The 15793-nt window shown below is 62.5% G+C and carries 9 protein-coding genes; 5 read left to right on the top strand and 4 right to left on the bottom strand.

Going from position 1 to position 15793, the window contains the following annotated elements; genetic code table 11:
• Window positions 1-182: 182 nt before the first annotated feature.
• The 3 genes from pepN (at window position 183) to OQE62_RS12325 (ending at window position 4635) form a co-directional block, all read left to right on the top strand.
• Window positions 183-2888: an aminopeptidase N gene (gene pepN, locus OQE62_RS12315; RefSeq protein WP_265722344.1), complete on the top strand. Its 2706-nt coding sequence runs from the start codon at window positions 183-185 to the stop codon at window positions 2886-2888.
• A gap of 172 nt (window positions 2889-3060) precedes the next feature.
• Entirely contained in the window at window positions 3061-3951 is an 891-nt protein-coding gene (locus OQE62_RS12320) for an Nmad3 family putative nucleotide modification protein (RefSeq protein WP_265722345.1), read from the top strand.
• 180 nt (window positions 3952-4131) lie between these two features.
• The gene (locus OQE62_RS12325) at window positions 4132-4635 is read left to right on the top strand and encodes a DUF2059 domain-containing protein (protein ID WP_265722346.1); all 504 of its coding nucleotides are present in this window, start codon (window positions 4132-4134) and stop codon (window positions 4633-4635) included.
• A gap of 123 nt (window positions 4636-4758) precedes the next feature.
• On the opposite strand, the gene OQE62_RS12330 is transcribed toward OQE62_RS12325, so the two are convergent.
• Together OQE62_RS12330 and OQE62_RS12335 are read right to left on the bottom strand one after the other, a co-directional pair.
• Window positions 4759-6918, bottom strand: coding sequence for a transporter substrate-binding domain-containing protein (locus tag OQE62_RS12330; RefSeq protein ID WP_265722347.1), 2160 nt, complete (start codon window positions 6916-6918; stop codon window positions 4759-4761).
• A 245-nt stretch (window positions 6919-7163) separates the two neighbouring features.
• Window positions 7164-8621, bottom strand: coding sequence for a hypothetical protein (locus OQE62_RS12335; RefSeq protein WP_265722348.1), 1458 nt, complete (start codon window positions 8619-8621; stop codon window positions 7164-7166).
• 420 nt (window positions 8622-9041) lie between these two features.
• On the opposite strand from OQE62_RS12335, the gene OQE62_RS12340 reads away from it, so the two are divergent.
• The gene (locus tag OQE62_RS12340; protein WP_265722349.1) at window positions 9042-10592 is read left to right on the top strand and encodes an alpha/beta fold hydrolase; all 1551 of its coding nucleotides are present in this window, start codon (window positions 9042-9044) and stop codon (window positions 10590-10592) included.
• A gap of 108 nt (window positions 10593-10700) precedes the next feature.
• Window positions 10701-13442 (top strand): M1 family metallopeptidase, encoded by a 2742-nt coding sequence (locus OQE62_RS12345; RefSeq protein WP_265722350.1) that lies wholly within the window; start codon window positions 10701-10703, stop codon window positions 13440-13442.
• A 97-nt stretch (window positions 13443-13539) separates the two neighbouring features.
• Here OQE62_RS12345 and OQE62_RS12350 read toward each other — a convergent pair whose 3' ends face one another.
• Window positions 13540-14145: an HdeD family acid-resistance protein gene (locus tag OQE62_RS12350; protein ID WP_265722351.1), complete on the bottom strand. Its 606-nt coding sequence runs from the start codon at window positions 14143-14145 to the stop codon at window positions 13540-13542.
• 248 nt (window positions 14146-14393) lie between these two features.
• On the bottom strand, window positions 14394-15707 hold the full coding sequence (locus OQE62_RS12355) for an aminotransferase class III-fold pyridoxal phosphate-dependent enzyme (protein ID WP_265722352.1): 1314 nt from the start codon (window positions 15705-15707) through the stop codon (window positions 14394-14396).
• Between the last annotated feature and the right edge of the window lie 86 nt (window positions 15708-15793).

The raw sequence follows: 15793 nt of genomic DNA on the forward strand, positions 1-15793 counted from the left end.
GGAAAAAGAACCGCCGTTCTTATTTTGGTGAAATATTCAGGCTAGGAACCTGCTTGCAGGCGAAGGCCTACCGGGCGGCGATCTTTCGCCTGCAAGCAGGCTCCTACAGTGCACGGCGTGCATCCGATACCCGTCGGGTATAATCTATAGGTAGTCCGTTTCACCGATTGTCCGGAGCTTCAATGAATAACACCAAGAAATTTGCCTCGACACTCCTTCTTACCGCCATGCTCACCGGCTGCGGCGATACCACGCCACCGTCACAGAAAGCCACGGAAGACAAGACCGCGCCCGAGGCCAGCGAAGCCGGGCGACCGGTACAACGCGCGGACGAACCCGGCCTCACCGCCGAATACGCCGCCTTCCGCAAGGAACAGATTGCGGATGTGAACTACCGCATCTCCGTAGAGCTGGACCGCGAATCCGATACATTCAGCGGCCGCGTGGTCGCCGACACCGAGATCGCGCGAACACTGCAACAGCCACTGACGATCGACTTTACCGGCGGCGAAGTGAAAGCGGTCAGCGTCGGTGAGCGGGAAATCCCGTTCGACTACAACGGCCATTTCATCAGCATTGCGCCGGAACACCTGGCCGAGGGCGAGAATCAGATCGCCATCGACTACAACCATGCCTATTCCACCGACGGCACCGGCCTGCACCGCTTTGAGGATCCACAGGACGGCAGCGTCTACCTCTACACCCACTTCGAGCCCTACAAGGCCAACCGCTTCGCGCCGCTGTTCGACCAGCCGGACCTGAAGGCCCGCTATACTGTCGACGTCAAAGCACCGGCGGACTGGCAGGTAGTGACCACCGCGCGCGAGGAAAAAGTCGAGGACTCGCCGGACGGCCGCAGGCACTGGTATTTCCCGACCACCAAAAAATATCCCACCTATATTTTCCCCCTGCACGCCGGTCCCTATGTGGTCTGGGAAGACCAGGCCAGCGATATTCCGCTGCGCCTGATGGCCCGCAAAACCCTGGCGCCGAACGTGAAACCACAGGACTGGTTTACCTTCACCCGACAGTCTTTCGACTTCTTCCAGAAGTACTACGGCATCGATTACCCCTTCGGCAAATACGATCAGTTGATCGTGCCCGACTTTACCATCGGCGCCATGGAAAATGTCGCCGCGGTGACCTTCAACGAGGCCTATGTCTCCCGCGGAGAAAAGACCCAGGCCCAGCGCCAGCAACTCGCCAACGTCATCGCCCACGAAATGGCACACATGTGGTTCGGCGACCTGGTGACCATGGACTGGTGGAACGGCCTGTGGCTGAAGGAGAGCTTCGCCACCTATATGGCCAGCCTGGCGCTGGCCGAAAACAGCGAGTTCGACGACGTCTGGGAAAATTTCTACCTGCGCTCCAAGCAGTCCGCCTATCGGGCCGACCAGCTGGTGACCACCCACCCGATCGAAGTGCCGGTACCCAATACCGCCGAGGCTTTTTCCAATTTCGACAGCATTACCTACGGCAAGGGCGGCTCGGTGCTGGAACAACTGCCGCACTATCTCGGCAAAGAGGCCTTCCGCCAGGGCGTGAGCAACTACCTGCAGGAATTCTCCTACGGTAACGCCACGCTGTCGGACTTTATGGACCACCTCGGCCGGGCCGCCAACGAAAACCTGGACGACTGGACACAGAACTGGCTCTACAAAGCCGGCGTCAACACCATCGCCGTGCGCTACCAGTGCACCGAAGGCAAGATCACCGAACTGACCGTTACCCAGACGGCACCAAAAGACCACCCGGTGCTGCGCGAGCAGAAAACCCAGCTGGGTATCTACCGCATGCAGGACAGCATCATGAGCCGTGTGGCGGCGGTGCCGGTTACCTACAGCGGCCGCAAAACGCAGGTCCGGGCGGCAGAGGGCCTGCCCTGTCCGCAGATCCTCAATCCCAACGACGAGGACTGGGCCTACGTCAAAACCAGCCTGGACGACAAGACCGTCGCCCAGCTATCGCAACATATCAACGCGATCGAGAGCTCCTTCACACGGCTGATGCTGTGGCAGAGCCTGTTCGACAAGGTCACCGATGCGGAAATGCCACTGGACCAGTGGATCGATTTCGCGCTGGAGAACGCCGGCGCAGAGAGCAATATCAACGTGATCCGGCTGATCAGCCGACACCTGGAAGCCGCCAGCGCCTACGCGCACCGCTTCGACATCCCCGAAACGCTGCGCGCCGAGCGCCTGCAGGCCATCGAGCATTTCGTCTGGGCACGCCTCAACAGCGCGCCCGCCGGCAGCGATGCCCAGAAGACCTGGTTCGAGACCTTCGCCCGACTCGCCCATACCGACGAGGCGCTGCAAAACGCGGATCAATTGCTCGCCGGAAAGCTGGAGATCGATGGCCTGTCCGTCGATCAGGACAAGTGCTGGAAGCTGATCGTGCTGATGAATCGCCAGTTGCACGGCGACTACGAGCAGCTACTGGAAGAAGAACTGAAGCAGGACAACACCGATCGCGCCCGGAGCTACGCCATCACCGCCCGCGCCAGCCGCCCGACCTCGGCCGCCAAGCAGAAGTGGCTGGACAGCATCCAGGACAGGCGCGGGGAGCTCAAACTGAGCCACCTCAAGGCAGCCGCCCGATCACTGTTCCCGGCGGAGCAACTGAACCTGTACCGCGACTTCGGCGAACAACTGTTCAGCGCCGTGCCACAGGTCAGCGAGACCGACGATACGCTGTACAACAAGGCCTACGCGATGCTGTTTCCGGTTGTGTGTGATCGGGATGATATTGCACCGTACAGCGAGGCACTGAAACAGAACCCGGACCTGATGCCGGCGCTCGGGCGGATCCTGAAGAATCGCAGACAGCAGAGCGAAAAGTGTCTGGCAATGGCCAAGCTACAGAAGGACAGCGCAGTCCGATAACCGGCCCCGGTCGACGCGAGCGGTGCGCACGGCGCACCCTACGCGCTTCGAGTAGCCGGTAGGATAGGCAAAGGAGCGCAGCGACGTGCCCATCGCGGGCGATGGCTGATGGGCACGCTGCGCTTTGCCCATCCTACAGGTATGACTTTGCCGATAGTTCGAGAGTGACCGAATGCGCCTGATCCTGAGCCGCAAAGGCTTCGATTCCTCCGCCGGCGGCTGTCCCAGTCCGATTTTTCCCGATGGCAGTCTCTATGCGCTGCCAATCCCCGATGCGAATTCAGGTATCCGCTACGGCGACCTGTATTTCGGCGATCACAGTATCGGTCGCCTGGTCGAGGATCTGACTCGCGGCAAAGTCACCACCCACTGCGGCGCGCACCTGGATCCGGATATGCACGCCGATGCCCTGCCGCGGCAGCGCGGCTGGAAACCGCTGCTGGGGCAGACGGGTGCGGCCCAGGGGCATCTGCGCAGGCAGGAGGTCGGGGTCGGCGATCTGTTTCTGTTCTTCGGTCTTTTCCGGTCGGTGGAGCAAGTGGACGGCCGCTGGCGCTTTGTCAGAAACGCACCGGCGCGGCATATGCTCTGGGGCTGGTTGTCGATCGGCGACATTTTAAAAATCGACGAGCTGGCGGCCGGCGATATGCCCTGGGCCCGCTACCACCCCCACTTCGCCGTGGGCCCCGATGCGGCCAATACGCTCTACTGTGCCGGCAAATCGCTGCGACTGAAAGGCCGTACCGGCAGGCTCCCGGCCGCGGGTATCTTTCCGCAGCAGGCGCCGGCCCTGGCGCTGACCCATCCGGATTCCCACAAGCCCACCGCCTGGAGGTTGCCGCATTTCTTTTATCCGCAACCCGGGCGTACGCCGCTGAGTTATCACAGCAAGCTGGAGCGCTGGAGTATGGATCTGGAACAGGGGGCGGGCGATCACTGCCGCTTGCAGTGTGCGGCGCGGGGCCAGGAGTTTGTCTTGAATGCAGACGAGTATCCGGAGATCGCGCCCTGGATCGCCGGGCTGATTCGCACATACGGCTCGCCGGGCAACGCCCGGCAGTAAACCCGTTCAGGTGCTGCGTCGGGACTCCGTCGATCCGCAGGTCATATCGGGACAAGGGGCGTCCATGTCTGGTACCTTTGGCCGCCGGTCGATTCGACGGGCCCCGTCGAACGCACCTCTGCAGAAGCAATCACGCACTGCATTTCACACTCACTTGATAAGGCACAAGGAGCTGCCCCCATGAAAAAACTGCTGATCGCCATTGCCGCCTCCCTCTTCTGTCCGCTGGCCCTGGCGAATGCGCCCTCGGACGATTCCATCCATGAATTGATGGAAGTCACCCAGACCAAACAGCTGATGGACCGCGCCATGGCGCAGTTGGACGGCATGATGAAGTCCTCCATGCAACAGGCGCTGGCCGGGCAGGAGGTTACGGACGAGGACCAGAAGATACTCGACGAGATGCGCGGCGAAATGACCAACGTCATGAAAGCCGAGTTCAGCTGGGAAAAAATGGCCCCGGCGTTCACCCAAGTCTACAAGCAATCGCTCACCCAGTCTGAAGTGGACGGTATGCTGGAGTTTTACCAGACGGATGCGGGCAAGGCACTGATCGCCAAGATGCCCAATGTCATGCAGCAGACCATGCAGCTGATGCAGCAGAAGTCCGCCGCCATGGCGCCGAAAATCCAGGAGATCCAGAAGCAGGCCATGGCCCGGATTCAGGAAAACGATCAACAGTAAGCGCAAAGCGCCAGCTAATCCCGGCGTGCGCGCCGGGTCTTATCCCGGCCGTTCCGGTGCGAGGCCGCCATGGATGGCGGTCATGCAGAAAACGCACGGAGCAGTTATCTGCCACGGTGCACCCTACTCTCCCCCCTTCTCGTTTCTGGCGACCGATAGGTAGCCCAGATACCGTTCCCGAATCTCCCGCACATAGTTCACCGGTTCGCGACCGCGCACATAGCCGAAGCGCGCCTTGCGGTAGTGTTCGGGCTGCGACAGCATCAGCATCGCGATTTCCACATTGCCGAACCACAGATCCGGATTCCTGCCCAGGCGTGCGGCCAGATTGCGGGCATCGCGGACATGACCGTGACCGGCGTTGTAGGCGGCCAGGGTGAAGTAGATCCTCTGGTCGAACGGCAGGTCCCGCGGAAAGCGATCCTCGAGCCAGCCCAGGTAGGAAATGCCCGCGCGGATGCCATTTTCCGGCTCGAACAGGTTGGACACCCCCATCTGCCGGGCGGTGCGTGGCAGTACCTGCATCAGGCCGCGGGCACCGGCGAAAGACTTGGCCTTGGGATTGAAGCGGCTCTCCTGGTACATCTGCGCAATGATCATACGCCAGTCGCGGTCCGCGCGGTCGGCAATCCTGCGGACGATCGGATCGTAGGGGGAAAGCCGGTCCACCGTGCGCAATCTCTCCTGTTGGTAGCGGCGGATACGCTTGGGTTCCCTGAAGTACTTGTTGTAGGTGACGTTGAAGAAAAGCCCGCGATAGTGCTGGTTGAGAAAGCCGTTGAGTTTTTCCAGCAACTGCGGTTGGTCCGGGCGCACGGCCCAGGCGATATCCTGTTTTTCGGGCAGTTCGCCGATGACGGCAAAGTCGTCGCGGTAGGTGCTCTCGATCGCCACCAGGTGCGAGTCGGCCACCGTATGGGCATATTCCCCGCGGGCCACGGCGTCTATCAGCTGTTCGGTGGTGGCCCCCTCCACCGGGACTATCTCCATGGGGTCGGACTGGTCGCTGGCCACCGCCTGCAGGTGTGCGTGAAAACTGCTGAGCGGGTTCACCATCACCTGTTTGCCGGCGAGCAGTTCCGCTGTCGGTCTGTCGGATTCGCCGTCGGCCGACTTTTTCGCGGCAATCACCTGCTCATTCACCTGCAGATAGGGGCGAGTGAATGTCATACCCTGTTTGCGGCGCGCGTCGGTCACCGTCAACGATGCGGCTACCAGATCGCCCATGCCCGCGTTCAGGGCTTCCGCCAGATCCACGTCGGGACCGGGGACCACCATGCTCAGGCGCAGGTTGTTGTCGCTTGCGAATTTTTTCAGCAGGTCGTAATCGAACCCCATCAGCTCGCCGCGCCACATGAAATAGGAGGCCGGGTGATTGCGGGTCAGTACGCGCAATGTGCGGCTCTCCCGGATCGCCTCCCAGTCCCGGCGCGGACGCTGCCGGTGTTCAGTGGCGAGCAGGTGCTCGGCGGTGAAGAATTCGTTCAGGGCACTCTCCAGTTGCGATGCGTCGCGGCGCACGGCCCAGGCGATGGCGCGCTGGGATTTCAGCTCGCCGCTGGCGGCCAGGTCGGGATAGGCGGGCAGCAATGCGTCGGCCAGATTGCTGTCGATGACCGTTGCCGGGTATTTGCCCCCGGCCACGCCAGCGAGCAGTTGGTCGTGCCCGATGGCCTCGTCCAGGTATTCGATCGCAAACCGCTGCTGGCGCTCGTCCGCGGACAGTGTCTGTGCAAAGGCGCTGCCGCGGCGCACCGCTACCTGCAGCGGTCCGGCGGTGTCCCCATTTCGGTCGCGCCTGGTCACCAGCAGTTCGCGCACATACCGCAGCGCACGGGTGAAGGCCACCTGTTCGGCGCGTTTGTCAGTGCGGGAGAAATTGGTGGCGATCACATCACCGCGGCCTTCCACCAGCGCCGGCATCATGCCGGCGAAGTTATCCACATAGACCCACTGGGGCTCCAGGCCGCGGCTGTGGGCGAACTTCTCCGCCAGCTGACGCCACTCACTGCTGGGCAGGCCATCGCGGGGCAGAGCGTCGTTCACCGGGCCGCGCGGTGCCAGCAACCGCAGTATTCCACGCTCGTGGATTGCCGGCAGGTCGCCGCGTTCGGTGTAGTTTGCAAACGCCGGCGGCGTCGGCTCGGGGGCCGACTGTGCCGGTTCGGCGGCGTTTTCCCGGGGCCCGGTCTGCTGTGGCTCCTGTTCACAGCCGCTGGAGAAGAGCAGCAGGGCGGCGGAGAGCGCGGCGGGAAGTAAGACGGAGGCAGGCTTGTCAATCACGGTTCAACCTTCTTGGTTTTATGCTGAAACGGTATCCCTGTGACTACCTTATCAGAGAATCAGTGACCGAGTCGGGGTTGGCGGCACGCCCGGGCGCAGCAATGGAAGGCGACACCCGGCGGCACGCGATTGACACAGCTTGGACTGGGTTCCGCAAAGCCCGACACCGGGGCGGTCCGTCGGTGTTCCCGAAGCCCCCCAACCTGTGTCGGTTGGCGCAGTTGGAACTCCGCGCGCCCGGGTTATCAGATGGCTTTTGAATCCCCCTTCTGTGCCAGCACGGTATTGTCTTCTTCCTGCTCCTTCTCTTTATCCTGTGACTGCAGGTCCGCCAGCATCGCCTTTATCTGCTGGTATTCCTCTTCACTGGGGACCTCCAGCAGCAACGGCTTGGCCACGCGGGCAAAGTATTCCGCGTCCTTCTGCTGGTAAAGTTCCGTCGCCAGCCACTGGGCGATATGGATCTGGCGCGGCGCGCGGTGGTAGGCCTGTTCGAGCATTTCCACGTATTTATCCCGCGGATAGTCGAGCATTTCCATACTCATGGCGAGGCCGTACCAGTGGGAGGCGGTGTCCTCGTCGTTGTTGATCAGGAACACGAACTTGTCGCGCACTTTCTTGAGTTCCGCCGGATCGCGTTGCGCCCCGGGCTTGCTGATCTGGCGATTCAGGTGCAGCCAGGCATCCACATTCTGGTACCAGAACTTGTTGCGGTCGCGCGCCGGAATGGATGCGAGCAGCTGCTCCGCATGGTCGAAATTGCCGATGCGGGTTTCCGCCTCCGCCTGCACGGCGGTGAGCTGGGGGCTGTCCACACCCTCGGCGTGGGCGTACTGGATCAACGACTGCAGTCCGTCCAGGTTGTAGCCGGAGAGCACCAGGAAGCGGCCGATCTCCGCCACCGTAGTGCGCTCGGCCAACTGCTGTACATCCGGGGACACTTCGCGGAAGTTCGCCGGAACCCGGCCCTGCACCTGATCGAAATTCCCCTGCTGGAAGACGGCGTCGTAGCGTTTTTCCACCTCGGCGAGCTTCATGCCCAGGGCGCCCTCCAGCGCCTCGACCGGGTCGGCGCCGTCGTTGTAGGCCTTGACGTAGTCCTTGAATTCTTCCGTCTTGCCGCTCTCCATCAGCAGCCAGTGAGTCAGCATCCAGCCGCTGGCGTAGACGCGCCCCTTCTCTTCATTGGTGGTGTTGGCGGTGGTGGCCCGCAGCAGTTTCTCCAGGCGCATGGGCGCGGTGTAGACCAGGGTCTGCGCGCGCTCTTCCGGCACCGCACCCAGTTCGTAGCGGCCGTCCGGGGTGAAGGTCATGGTGGACATGAACTCGGCAAATCCCTCGCTGTACCAGTAGGGGTAATGCACGGTATTGCCGTGATAGCTCAGGAAGTGAGTGTATTCGTGAAACAGGAATTCCCGCGCCTTCAACTGGCGCTCACCGGTGCGGCCATCCAGGTTGACGAGTGCGTAACTGCCCCGGTCGGTGGTATCGAACAGGCCGTTGGTCAGTTCCGCCAGTTCGTGCCCCACCAGGCCGGCGTAGCTCTGGCGGTTCGCCGCAGCGTAAATGGTGAGCTTCTTGCCGGTATCCTTGGTGCCCAGCAATCCCAGCGCCACCGCGCGGTAGCGCTCGAGATCTTTCGCCAGGGTACGGATCGCCTTGGGATCGCCGTTGGTGACGATGCGGAAATTGGGAGTTTCCACCTGGTACCAGGTTTCCTTTCCCAGATTTCGCTGTGCACTGCAGGCGGACAGCAAAACCGCAAAAAATATTACCAATAAAGCGCGCGCGCGAGGGTACATAGTTCTACTACCGGGTCGTTTTCTTCTCTGGCCCTCCGTGGCGGAACGTTGAAACCGACACACTACCTGCTTTGATTGATCAAAAAAAGATCAATTTTAGTCTATCCCCACAGACTCGCCGGTTTTTTCGGGACTGAGATAGACGTACAGGTCATGCTTTCCGACACCTATCGATCGTTGTTGTGAACGCCAATCGACGAGATTCCCGTCTCATAATGACAAGTCGACCACTCCCGGCAGAGAGTCACAGGCCTATATTGCGCTTGTGACTACAAAAAACTAACTGGTCACAAGAATAACAATGAACGATGGGAGAGAAGAATGAAAATATCATCGCTACTGGCGATGCTCGGCGGCGCCCTGCTGGCGGCGCAGAGCTGGGCCGCACCGCAATTTATTGCCGATCTCGATATCCTCAGCTTCGACGGCACCGAGCTGGACGCCAACCTGCTGGTGCCGGACTCGCCCCCACCGGCGGGCGGCTACCCCACGGTGCTCTTCACCAACAGCTGGGTGCTGGACAAACACCAGTACCTGCTGCAGGCGGAGGCGCTGGCGGAAAACGGCTACCTGGTGATGAGCTATTCCACCCGCGGTTTCGGCCAGTCCGGCGGCCTGGTGGATGTGGCCGGGGACAACAGCATCGCCGATGTGGGTGTGCTGATCGACTGGCTCGAGAGCAACTACCCCGTGGGCAGGCTGGGGCTGGCCGGCATTTCCTACGGCGCCGGTGTCTCACTGCTGGGGGCGGCGGCGGATCCGCGGGTGGATGCGGTGGCCGCGCTGTCCGGCTGGTCCGATGTGGTGGAGGGGCTCTATCCCAACGACACGGTCAACCTGGTCTGGGGCACACTGCTGGTCAACACCGCTTTCAATCGCGAGCCGATCGTGGACCGGGTCTGGAGCGACCTGCGCAGTGGCCGGAATATCGACGGCGTGATCGAGTTCGGTGCAGCGCGCTCGGCGCTCGGTTTTGTCGACGCGCTGAACGCAAATAACACCGCGGTGCTGCTGTCGAACAACTTCGCCGATTACCTGTTCAAGCCCAACAGCATGACGGACCTCTACACACTCCTGGACGGCCCCAAGAAACTGCTGCTGAACCCGGGCACCCACGCCATCACCGAAACCCTGGGCGGCAACGACGGCCATATCTGGGCCACCAGTTTTCGCTGGTTCGACCACCACCTGAAGGGCGAGGACAACGGTATCGACAGCGAGCCGAAAGTGGATATGACCGTGCGCATCAGCAACCGCCTGGAGCAGTTCGAGGATTTCCCGGTCACGCAGAACAGCAGCCGCTGGTACCTGCACCCGCGCCTCACCCGTTTCAACAGTGCCGGCATGAAGGAAAGCCCCTACAGCGGCTGGCGCTGGCGCAACGAGTTCCACGGCGGCGCCGACACCGCGGCCGGCACCGGCATTCCGCTGATCTCCGACGCGCTCGAGGGCTTCGGCATACCAGTGTACACCAGCATGGCCGCTATCAATGGCTACTACGCCATCGAGTACAGCGGGCCGGTACAGTGGAGCACCCTGAAGATCCGCGGCACCCCGACCCTGGATCTCTGGATCGAGCCGAGCAAACCGGAAGTGCAGTTGCAACTGCATCTCTACGACACCGGCCCCCTGGGCCTGGGCCGCCTGATCACCCACGCCCCCATCACGCTGCACGATGCCGCCGTGGGCGAGGAACAGAAAATCAGCGTCGAGTTTTTTACCACCAGCTACGACGTACCGCCGGGCCACAGGGTAACGCTGGCGATCGATACCGAGGGCGCCATCTACCAGAAACCGGCGGATACCCGTTACCAGATCCGGATGCCGTACCGCCGCGGTCTGGATTCCAAACTGACCCTGCCGCATCTGTAACCATGTCACAGGGGCGGACCTTGCGTTTGTCCCTGCGAATCGCCACACCGTCGGCAAGCCCCGCCCGAGCCGTTACAATAGCGGTTTTCCGCCCGACATCGAGACACCATGAAAATAACACCACTGCGCGGCCTGCTGGCCGTTCCGCTGCTGGCGCTGGTCGCCTGCGGCCCCGCCGACGACGACCGGAAAACCGCCGAGACACCGGCGACCGCCACCCAGACCGATGAACCGCAACAGGCCAAAGAGCAACCGGCGCCCTCCGACGAGTACGCCGCGGAAGCACCGGCCGGCCGCCTGCCGGAGGGCGTGCGCCCCACCGCCTATCGCCTCGACCTGCTGCTGGACCCACGTCGCGACGACTTTTCCGGCAGTGTGGCAATCGATATTCAACTGGACGAGGCCACCGACCATATCTGGCTGCACGGCAAGGACCTGGAAATAGGCGAAGCCACCGCCACGCTCGCCGACGGTAAAACCGTGGCGGCCGAATACCGGGAAGTGCTGGACAGCGGCGTCTCCCGTGTCGACTTTGCCGAACCGCTGCCCGCCGGTGAATTCACCCTGCGCTTCGACTACAGCGCCGCCTTCGATCGCAACCTGGCCGGCCTGTTCAAGGTGGAGGAGCAGGGCGACGCCTACGCACTGGCCAAGTCCGAATCCATCCAGGCGCGCAAATACCTGCCGGGTTTCGACGAGCCGGGCCTGAAGGCGACGTTCGATATCAGCCTCACGGTACCCGAGGGCTACGCCACCATCAGCAACGGCCGGGAGCTCTCCCGCGAGCCCGCCGGCGAGGGCCTGGAGAAGGTCACCTTCGCCACCACGCGTCCCATGCCCACCTACCTGCTGTCCCTGTCCGTGGGCCCCTTCGACATGGTCGAGCGCCCGGCAATCCCCGCCAGTGAATACCGCGAGGAGCCGATTCCGCTGCGCGGTTTCGCGCGCAAGGGGCGCGGCGAGGACCTGGACTACATCCTCGATATCACCCCGCGCATGGTGGAGATTTTCGAGACCGAACTGCAGCGCCCCTACCCGTTTGAAAAGCTGGATATCGTCGCCGCTCCCCAGTGGCCCAGCGGCGCCACCGAGCTGTCCGCGGCCATCACCTACCGCGAACAGCGCATCCTGGTGGAGGGCGACGAGCCGGCTCCCGGCGCGCGCCTGGACCTGCTGGGCGTGCACGCACACGAGATTGCCCACATGTGGTTCGGCAACCTGGTCACGCCGCCCTGGTGGGACGACCTGTGGCTGAAGGAAGGCTTCGCCACCTGGGGTACACCGCTGGCCCTGACCATCATGGAACCGGACGGCGGCCACGACCTGAACGCCGCCGTCGGCGCCATCAGCGCGATGAAACTGGACTCCCTGGCCAGCACCCGCGCCATTCGCGAGCCCATCGCCGACAACCACGATATCCGCAACGCCTACGACGCCATCACCTATCGCAAGAGCCTGGGTGTCATCAATATGGTGGACCGCTACTTCGGCGCCGAGACCTTCCGCCCGGCGCTGGGCCGCTATATCGAGACCTTCGTCGAGGGCGTCGCCGCCTCGCCGGATTTCTACCGCGTGATCGGTGAGGAAACACAGACACCGGAACTCACCGAGACATTCCGCAGCTTCGTGGAACAGAAGGGCGTGCCACTGCTGGAGATGGCGGTCAATTGCGAGAAAGACGGCGCGGCCAGCGTCGAGGTAAGCCAGAGCCGCTACCAGCCGCTGGGCTCCCCCATCGACGACACCAGCCAGAAATGGAGCATTCCCTTCTGCTTCAACTCCAGCAACGGTGTAGAGCAATGCCAGATCCTGACGCAACCGCGGGAGACCATCGAAATCTCCGGCGGCCAATGCCCCCAGTGGCTGCTACCGAATACCGGGGGCAGCGGCTACTACCGCTGGAGCCTGGACGAAGCCCAGTGGGCATCGCTGCTGGAGCGTTTCGCCATGTTCGAGCCGACGGAAAAGCTGGCGATCATCGACAGCGCCTTTGCCGATTTCGAAGCGGGCAATCTGCCGGCCGCCAAGCTGCTGGACACGGTGCGGAAATCCGCGAGCGCGGAAAAGCGCCAGGTGATCCAGGCTCCGCTGGAATACCTGGAGAAATACAGCCGCAACTACCTGGATGAAGAAGAACAGCCGGCTTTCCAGGAGTTCGCGCAGTCGCTCTACGGCCCGCTGCTCGAGAAAACCGCCAACAGTGACGACAGCGAACAGCAACTGCTGCACACGAAACTGCTGAGCTTTATGGCGCTCACCGCCGGGGATCCGGATGCGCGCAAACAGCTCGCCGATAAGGCCGCCGCCTTTACCGGCTTCCAACGCGAGCGCGACAATACCGCACTGGATTCCGACCTCTACGAGGCAGCGCTGACCGTGGCGGTACAGGACCGGGAAGGCTTCCTGCCGCACCTGATTCAGGTGCGCGGCGAACTGGACGATCCCCGTTTCGACAACGCCAGCGCCAATGCCATCGGCAGCAGCGACGACCCGGAGCAGCTCGACACCATCCGCGAACTGGCGCTGAGCGAGGATATGGGCTCCCGCGAAGCCTTCGGCCTGATCGGCCGCGCCCTGGCCCAGCCGACCACGCGCGACGACAACTGGCAGTGGCTGCAGCGGAATTTCCCCGCCATCCTGGAAAAAATCCCCGGCCAGTGGCGCCGCGATACCCCGACGTTTGCCAACACCTTCTGCGATGGGGACCACCTGCAGGCAGTGCGGGACCTGTTCCAACAAAACGGCAAACTGGCCCCCGGCTACCGGCGCAGCCTGGCGCAGACCGAAGAGCAGATTCAGCTGTGTATGGCGTTGAAGGAGAAGGGCGAAAACCTGATGGCGGCTCTATAGGACAGGAGCCTGCTTGCAGGCGCCTATCGTGCGTAGGTTGAAGTGAGCTCCGCGAACTCAACCTACGCACGGTCGGGCAAACACGGGGAGAATCGACTTACCCCGAAGCCTTCTTCTGCCTGCGCAGCCGGAAGGCCAGCCAGATCATCGGCAGGCCGAACAGTATCGCGTAGATCCCGATCAGCCACACCAGCGCCACCGCGCCGGCGCCCGGGTTGACCAGGATGGCAATACCGAAAATTACCGACAGCAGGCCGGCGGCGATCAGCAGCCATTCGTTGTCGATTTCCCTGCGCAGCCGTACCGCGCCGACAATTTCAAACAGTCCCCTTACCAGCGCCCAGGCACCGATAAAGATCACCAGCACCAGGGCGGTAACCTGCGGGTAGGCGAAAGTGACAACGCCCGCCGCCACGCTGATCAGTCCGGCGAGGATCAGCCACCAGAGCGGCGTCGACTTGTGGCGGCCCAGCACCGCGGCTACCAGGGCGAGGAATCCGTCCAGCAGTGCGTAGACGCCGAACAGGATCACCAGCGCCAGCAGGGAAATACCCGGCCAGATCAGGGCCAGCAGTCCGAAAATCAGTGCGCAGACGCCGCGCAGTAACAGCAGCCACCAGTTTTCCGACAACACCCGCAATATCGGTCGGGTGGCGAGCGTGGGCTCGGTGTTGGTATCGGAGGAAGAGGGATCAGTTGCCATGGTTGCGACCCTTTCTGAACTATCAGGGCCCTATTGAAGGGTCGCAGTCCACGGTTTCCAAACTTTCTGGAAAACTGTTCTACAGGCAGGGGCAGGCAGAACAAGAGCGGCCCATGGACGCAACCGAACAGCCGACTCTGCAGAGACTGCGGCCGCGACCATGAGTCGCTTTTTTCAGTGTAGGCGTTTTGTCGGCACCTGCCCGCGGGGCGGGCAGGGAAAAACGACTGATCCAGCCGGCGTCCGGATCAGAGATCCTTGATCACGCCGCGCAGCTTCTGCATCAGCTCGTCGATCTGGTGCTCCTCGATGATCAGCGGCGGGGACATGCACAGGGCATCGCCGATACCGCGCGCCATCACGCCGGCTTCCCAGGCCAGGGCGGAGACCTTGCCGCCGAACTTGCCCTTGAGGTTGTCCGGTGCGCGCAGTTCGATCGCGCCCACGAGGCCGTAGTTGCGCACATCGATCACCTGCTCCAGGTCGGCGAGACCGTGCAGGGCGTTTTCCCAGTGCCGGCCGATATCGCCGCCGGCGCGGGTCAGCAGGCCCTCGCGCTCGTAGATATCCAGCGTCGCCATACCCGCGGCACAGGCCACCGGGTGCGCCGAGTAGGTGTAGCCGTGGAAGAATTCCACCATGCCCTCGGGGGCCGCATCCATGACGGTGTTGTAGATCTCGTCCTGTACGAACACCGCGCCCATGGGCACGGTGGCGTTGGTGATGCCCTTGGCGGAGGTGATCATGTCCGGGGTCACATCCCACTCGACGGATGCGAAAGCGGAACCGGTGCGGCCCCAGCCGGTGATCACTTCGTCGAAAATCAGCACCAGGTCGTGGCGGTCACAGATTTCGCGGATACGCTTCAGGTAGCCCTTGGGCGGCAGGATTACACCGCCGGCGCCGGCGAAAGGCTCTATGATCACCGCGGCGATCTGGTCGGCGCCGTGGAAGGCCACCAGCCGCTCCAGGTCTTCCGCCAGTTCCACACCCTGTTCCGGCAGGCCCCGGCTGAAGGCGTTGCGCTCGATATCCAGGGTGTGGCGCAGGTGATTGGCTTTCACCGGCTGGCCGAAGGTCTGGTAGTTGGGCGCGATACCACCCACGGAGATACCGCCGAAGTTGACCCCGTGGTAACCCTTCTCGCGGCCGATAAACATGGTCCTGGTGCCCTTGCCGCGGGCGCGCTGGTACTGCAGCGCGATTTTCAGCGCGCTCTCCACCGCCTCGGAACCGGAGTTGCCGAAAAACACATGGTCGAGGCCGTCCGGGGTGTGCTTGACCAGGCGATCGGCGTATGCGAAACCCAGCTCGTGGCCGAAGTTGAAGATGGAGCTGTAATCCAGTTTCCCCGCCTGCTGGTGAATCGCGTCGGCGATCTCCGTGCGGCAGTGGCCGGCGTTGGAACACCAGAGGCCGGCGGTGGCATCGATGATCTGGCGGCCGGTGTCTTTTTCCGTCAGGTAGATTCCCTCGGCACTTTCCACCAGCCTGGGGGCGGCCTTGAAGGTGCGGTTGGGAGTGAAGGGCATCCAGAAGGCGTCGGTTTTCAGTTCAGACATTTTCTCGCTCCGCAAAATTGAACAGGTTCCCTGCTTGTACAATTGGTTCGATATTCGGTGTTCCTATGGCGCCCGTTCTCGTCATC

Origin of the sequence: Microbulbifer halophilus, assembly GCF_026183675.1 — a bacterium.
Lineage (GTDB): Bacteria > Pseudomonadota > Gammaproteobacteria > Pseudomonadales > Cellvibrionaceae > Microbulbifer > Microbulbifer halophilus.

Bases quoted from the DNA above. Each gene is read 5' to 3' on its own strand.
- pepN (WP_265722344.1), top strand. From the start codon at position 183: ATGAATAACACCAAGAAATTTGCCTCGACACTCCTTCTTACCGCCATG.
- OQE62_RS12320 (WP_265722345.1), top strand. From the start codon at position 3,061: ATGCGCCTGATCCTGAGCCGCAAAGGCTTCGATTCCTCCGCCGGCGGC.
- OQE62_RS12325 (WP_265722346.1), top strand. From the start codon at position 4,132: ATGAAAAAACTGCTGATCGCCATTGCCGCCTCCCTCTTCTGTCCGCTG.
- OQE62_RS12340 (WP_265722349.1), top strand. From the start codon at position 9,042: ATGAAAATATCATCGCTACTGGCGATGCTCGGCGGCGCCCTGCTGGCG.
- OQE62_RS12345 (WP_265722350.1), top strand. From the start codon at position 10,701: ATGAAAATAACACCACTGCGCGGCCTGCTGGCCGTTCCGCTGCTGGCG.
- OQE62_RS12350 (WP_265722351.1), bottom strand. From the start codon at position 14,145: ATGGCAACTGATCCCTCTTCCTCCGATACCAACACCGAGCCCACGCTC.
- OQE62_RS12355 (WP_265722352.1), bottom strand. From the start codon at position 15,707: ATGTCTGAACTGAAAACCGACGCCTTCTGGATGCCCTTCACTCCCAAC.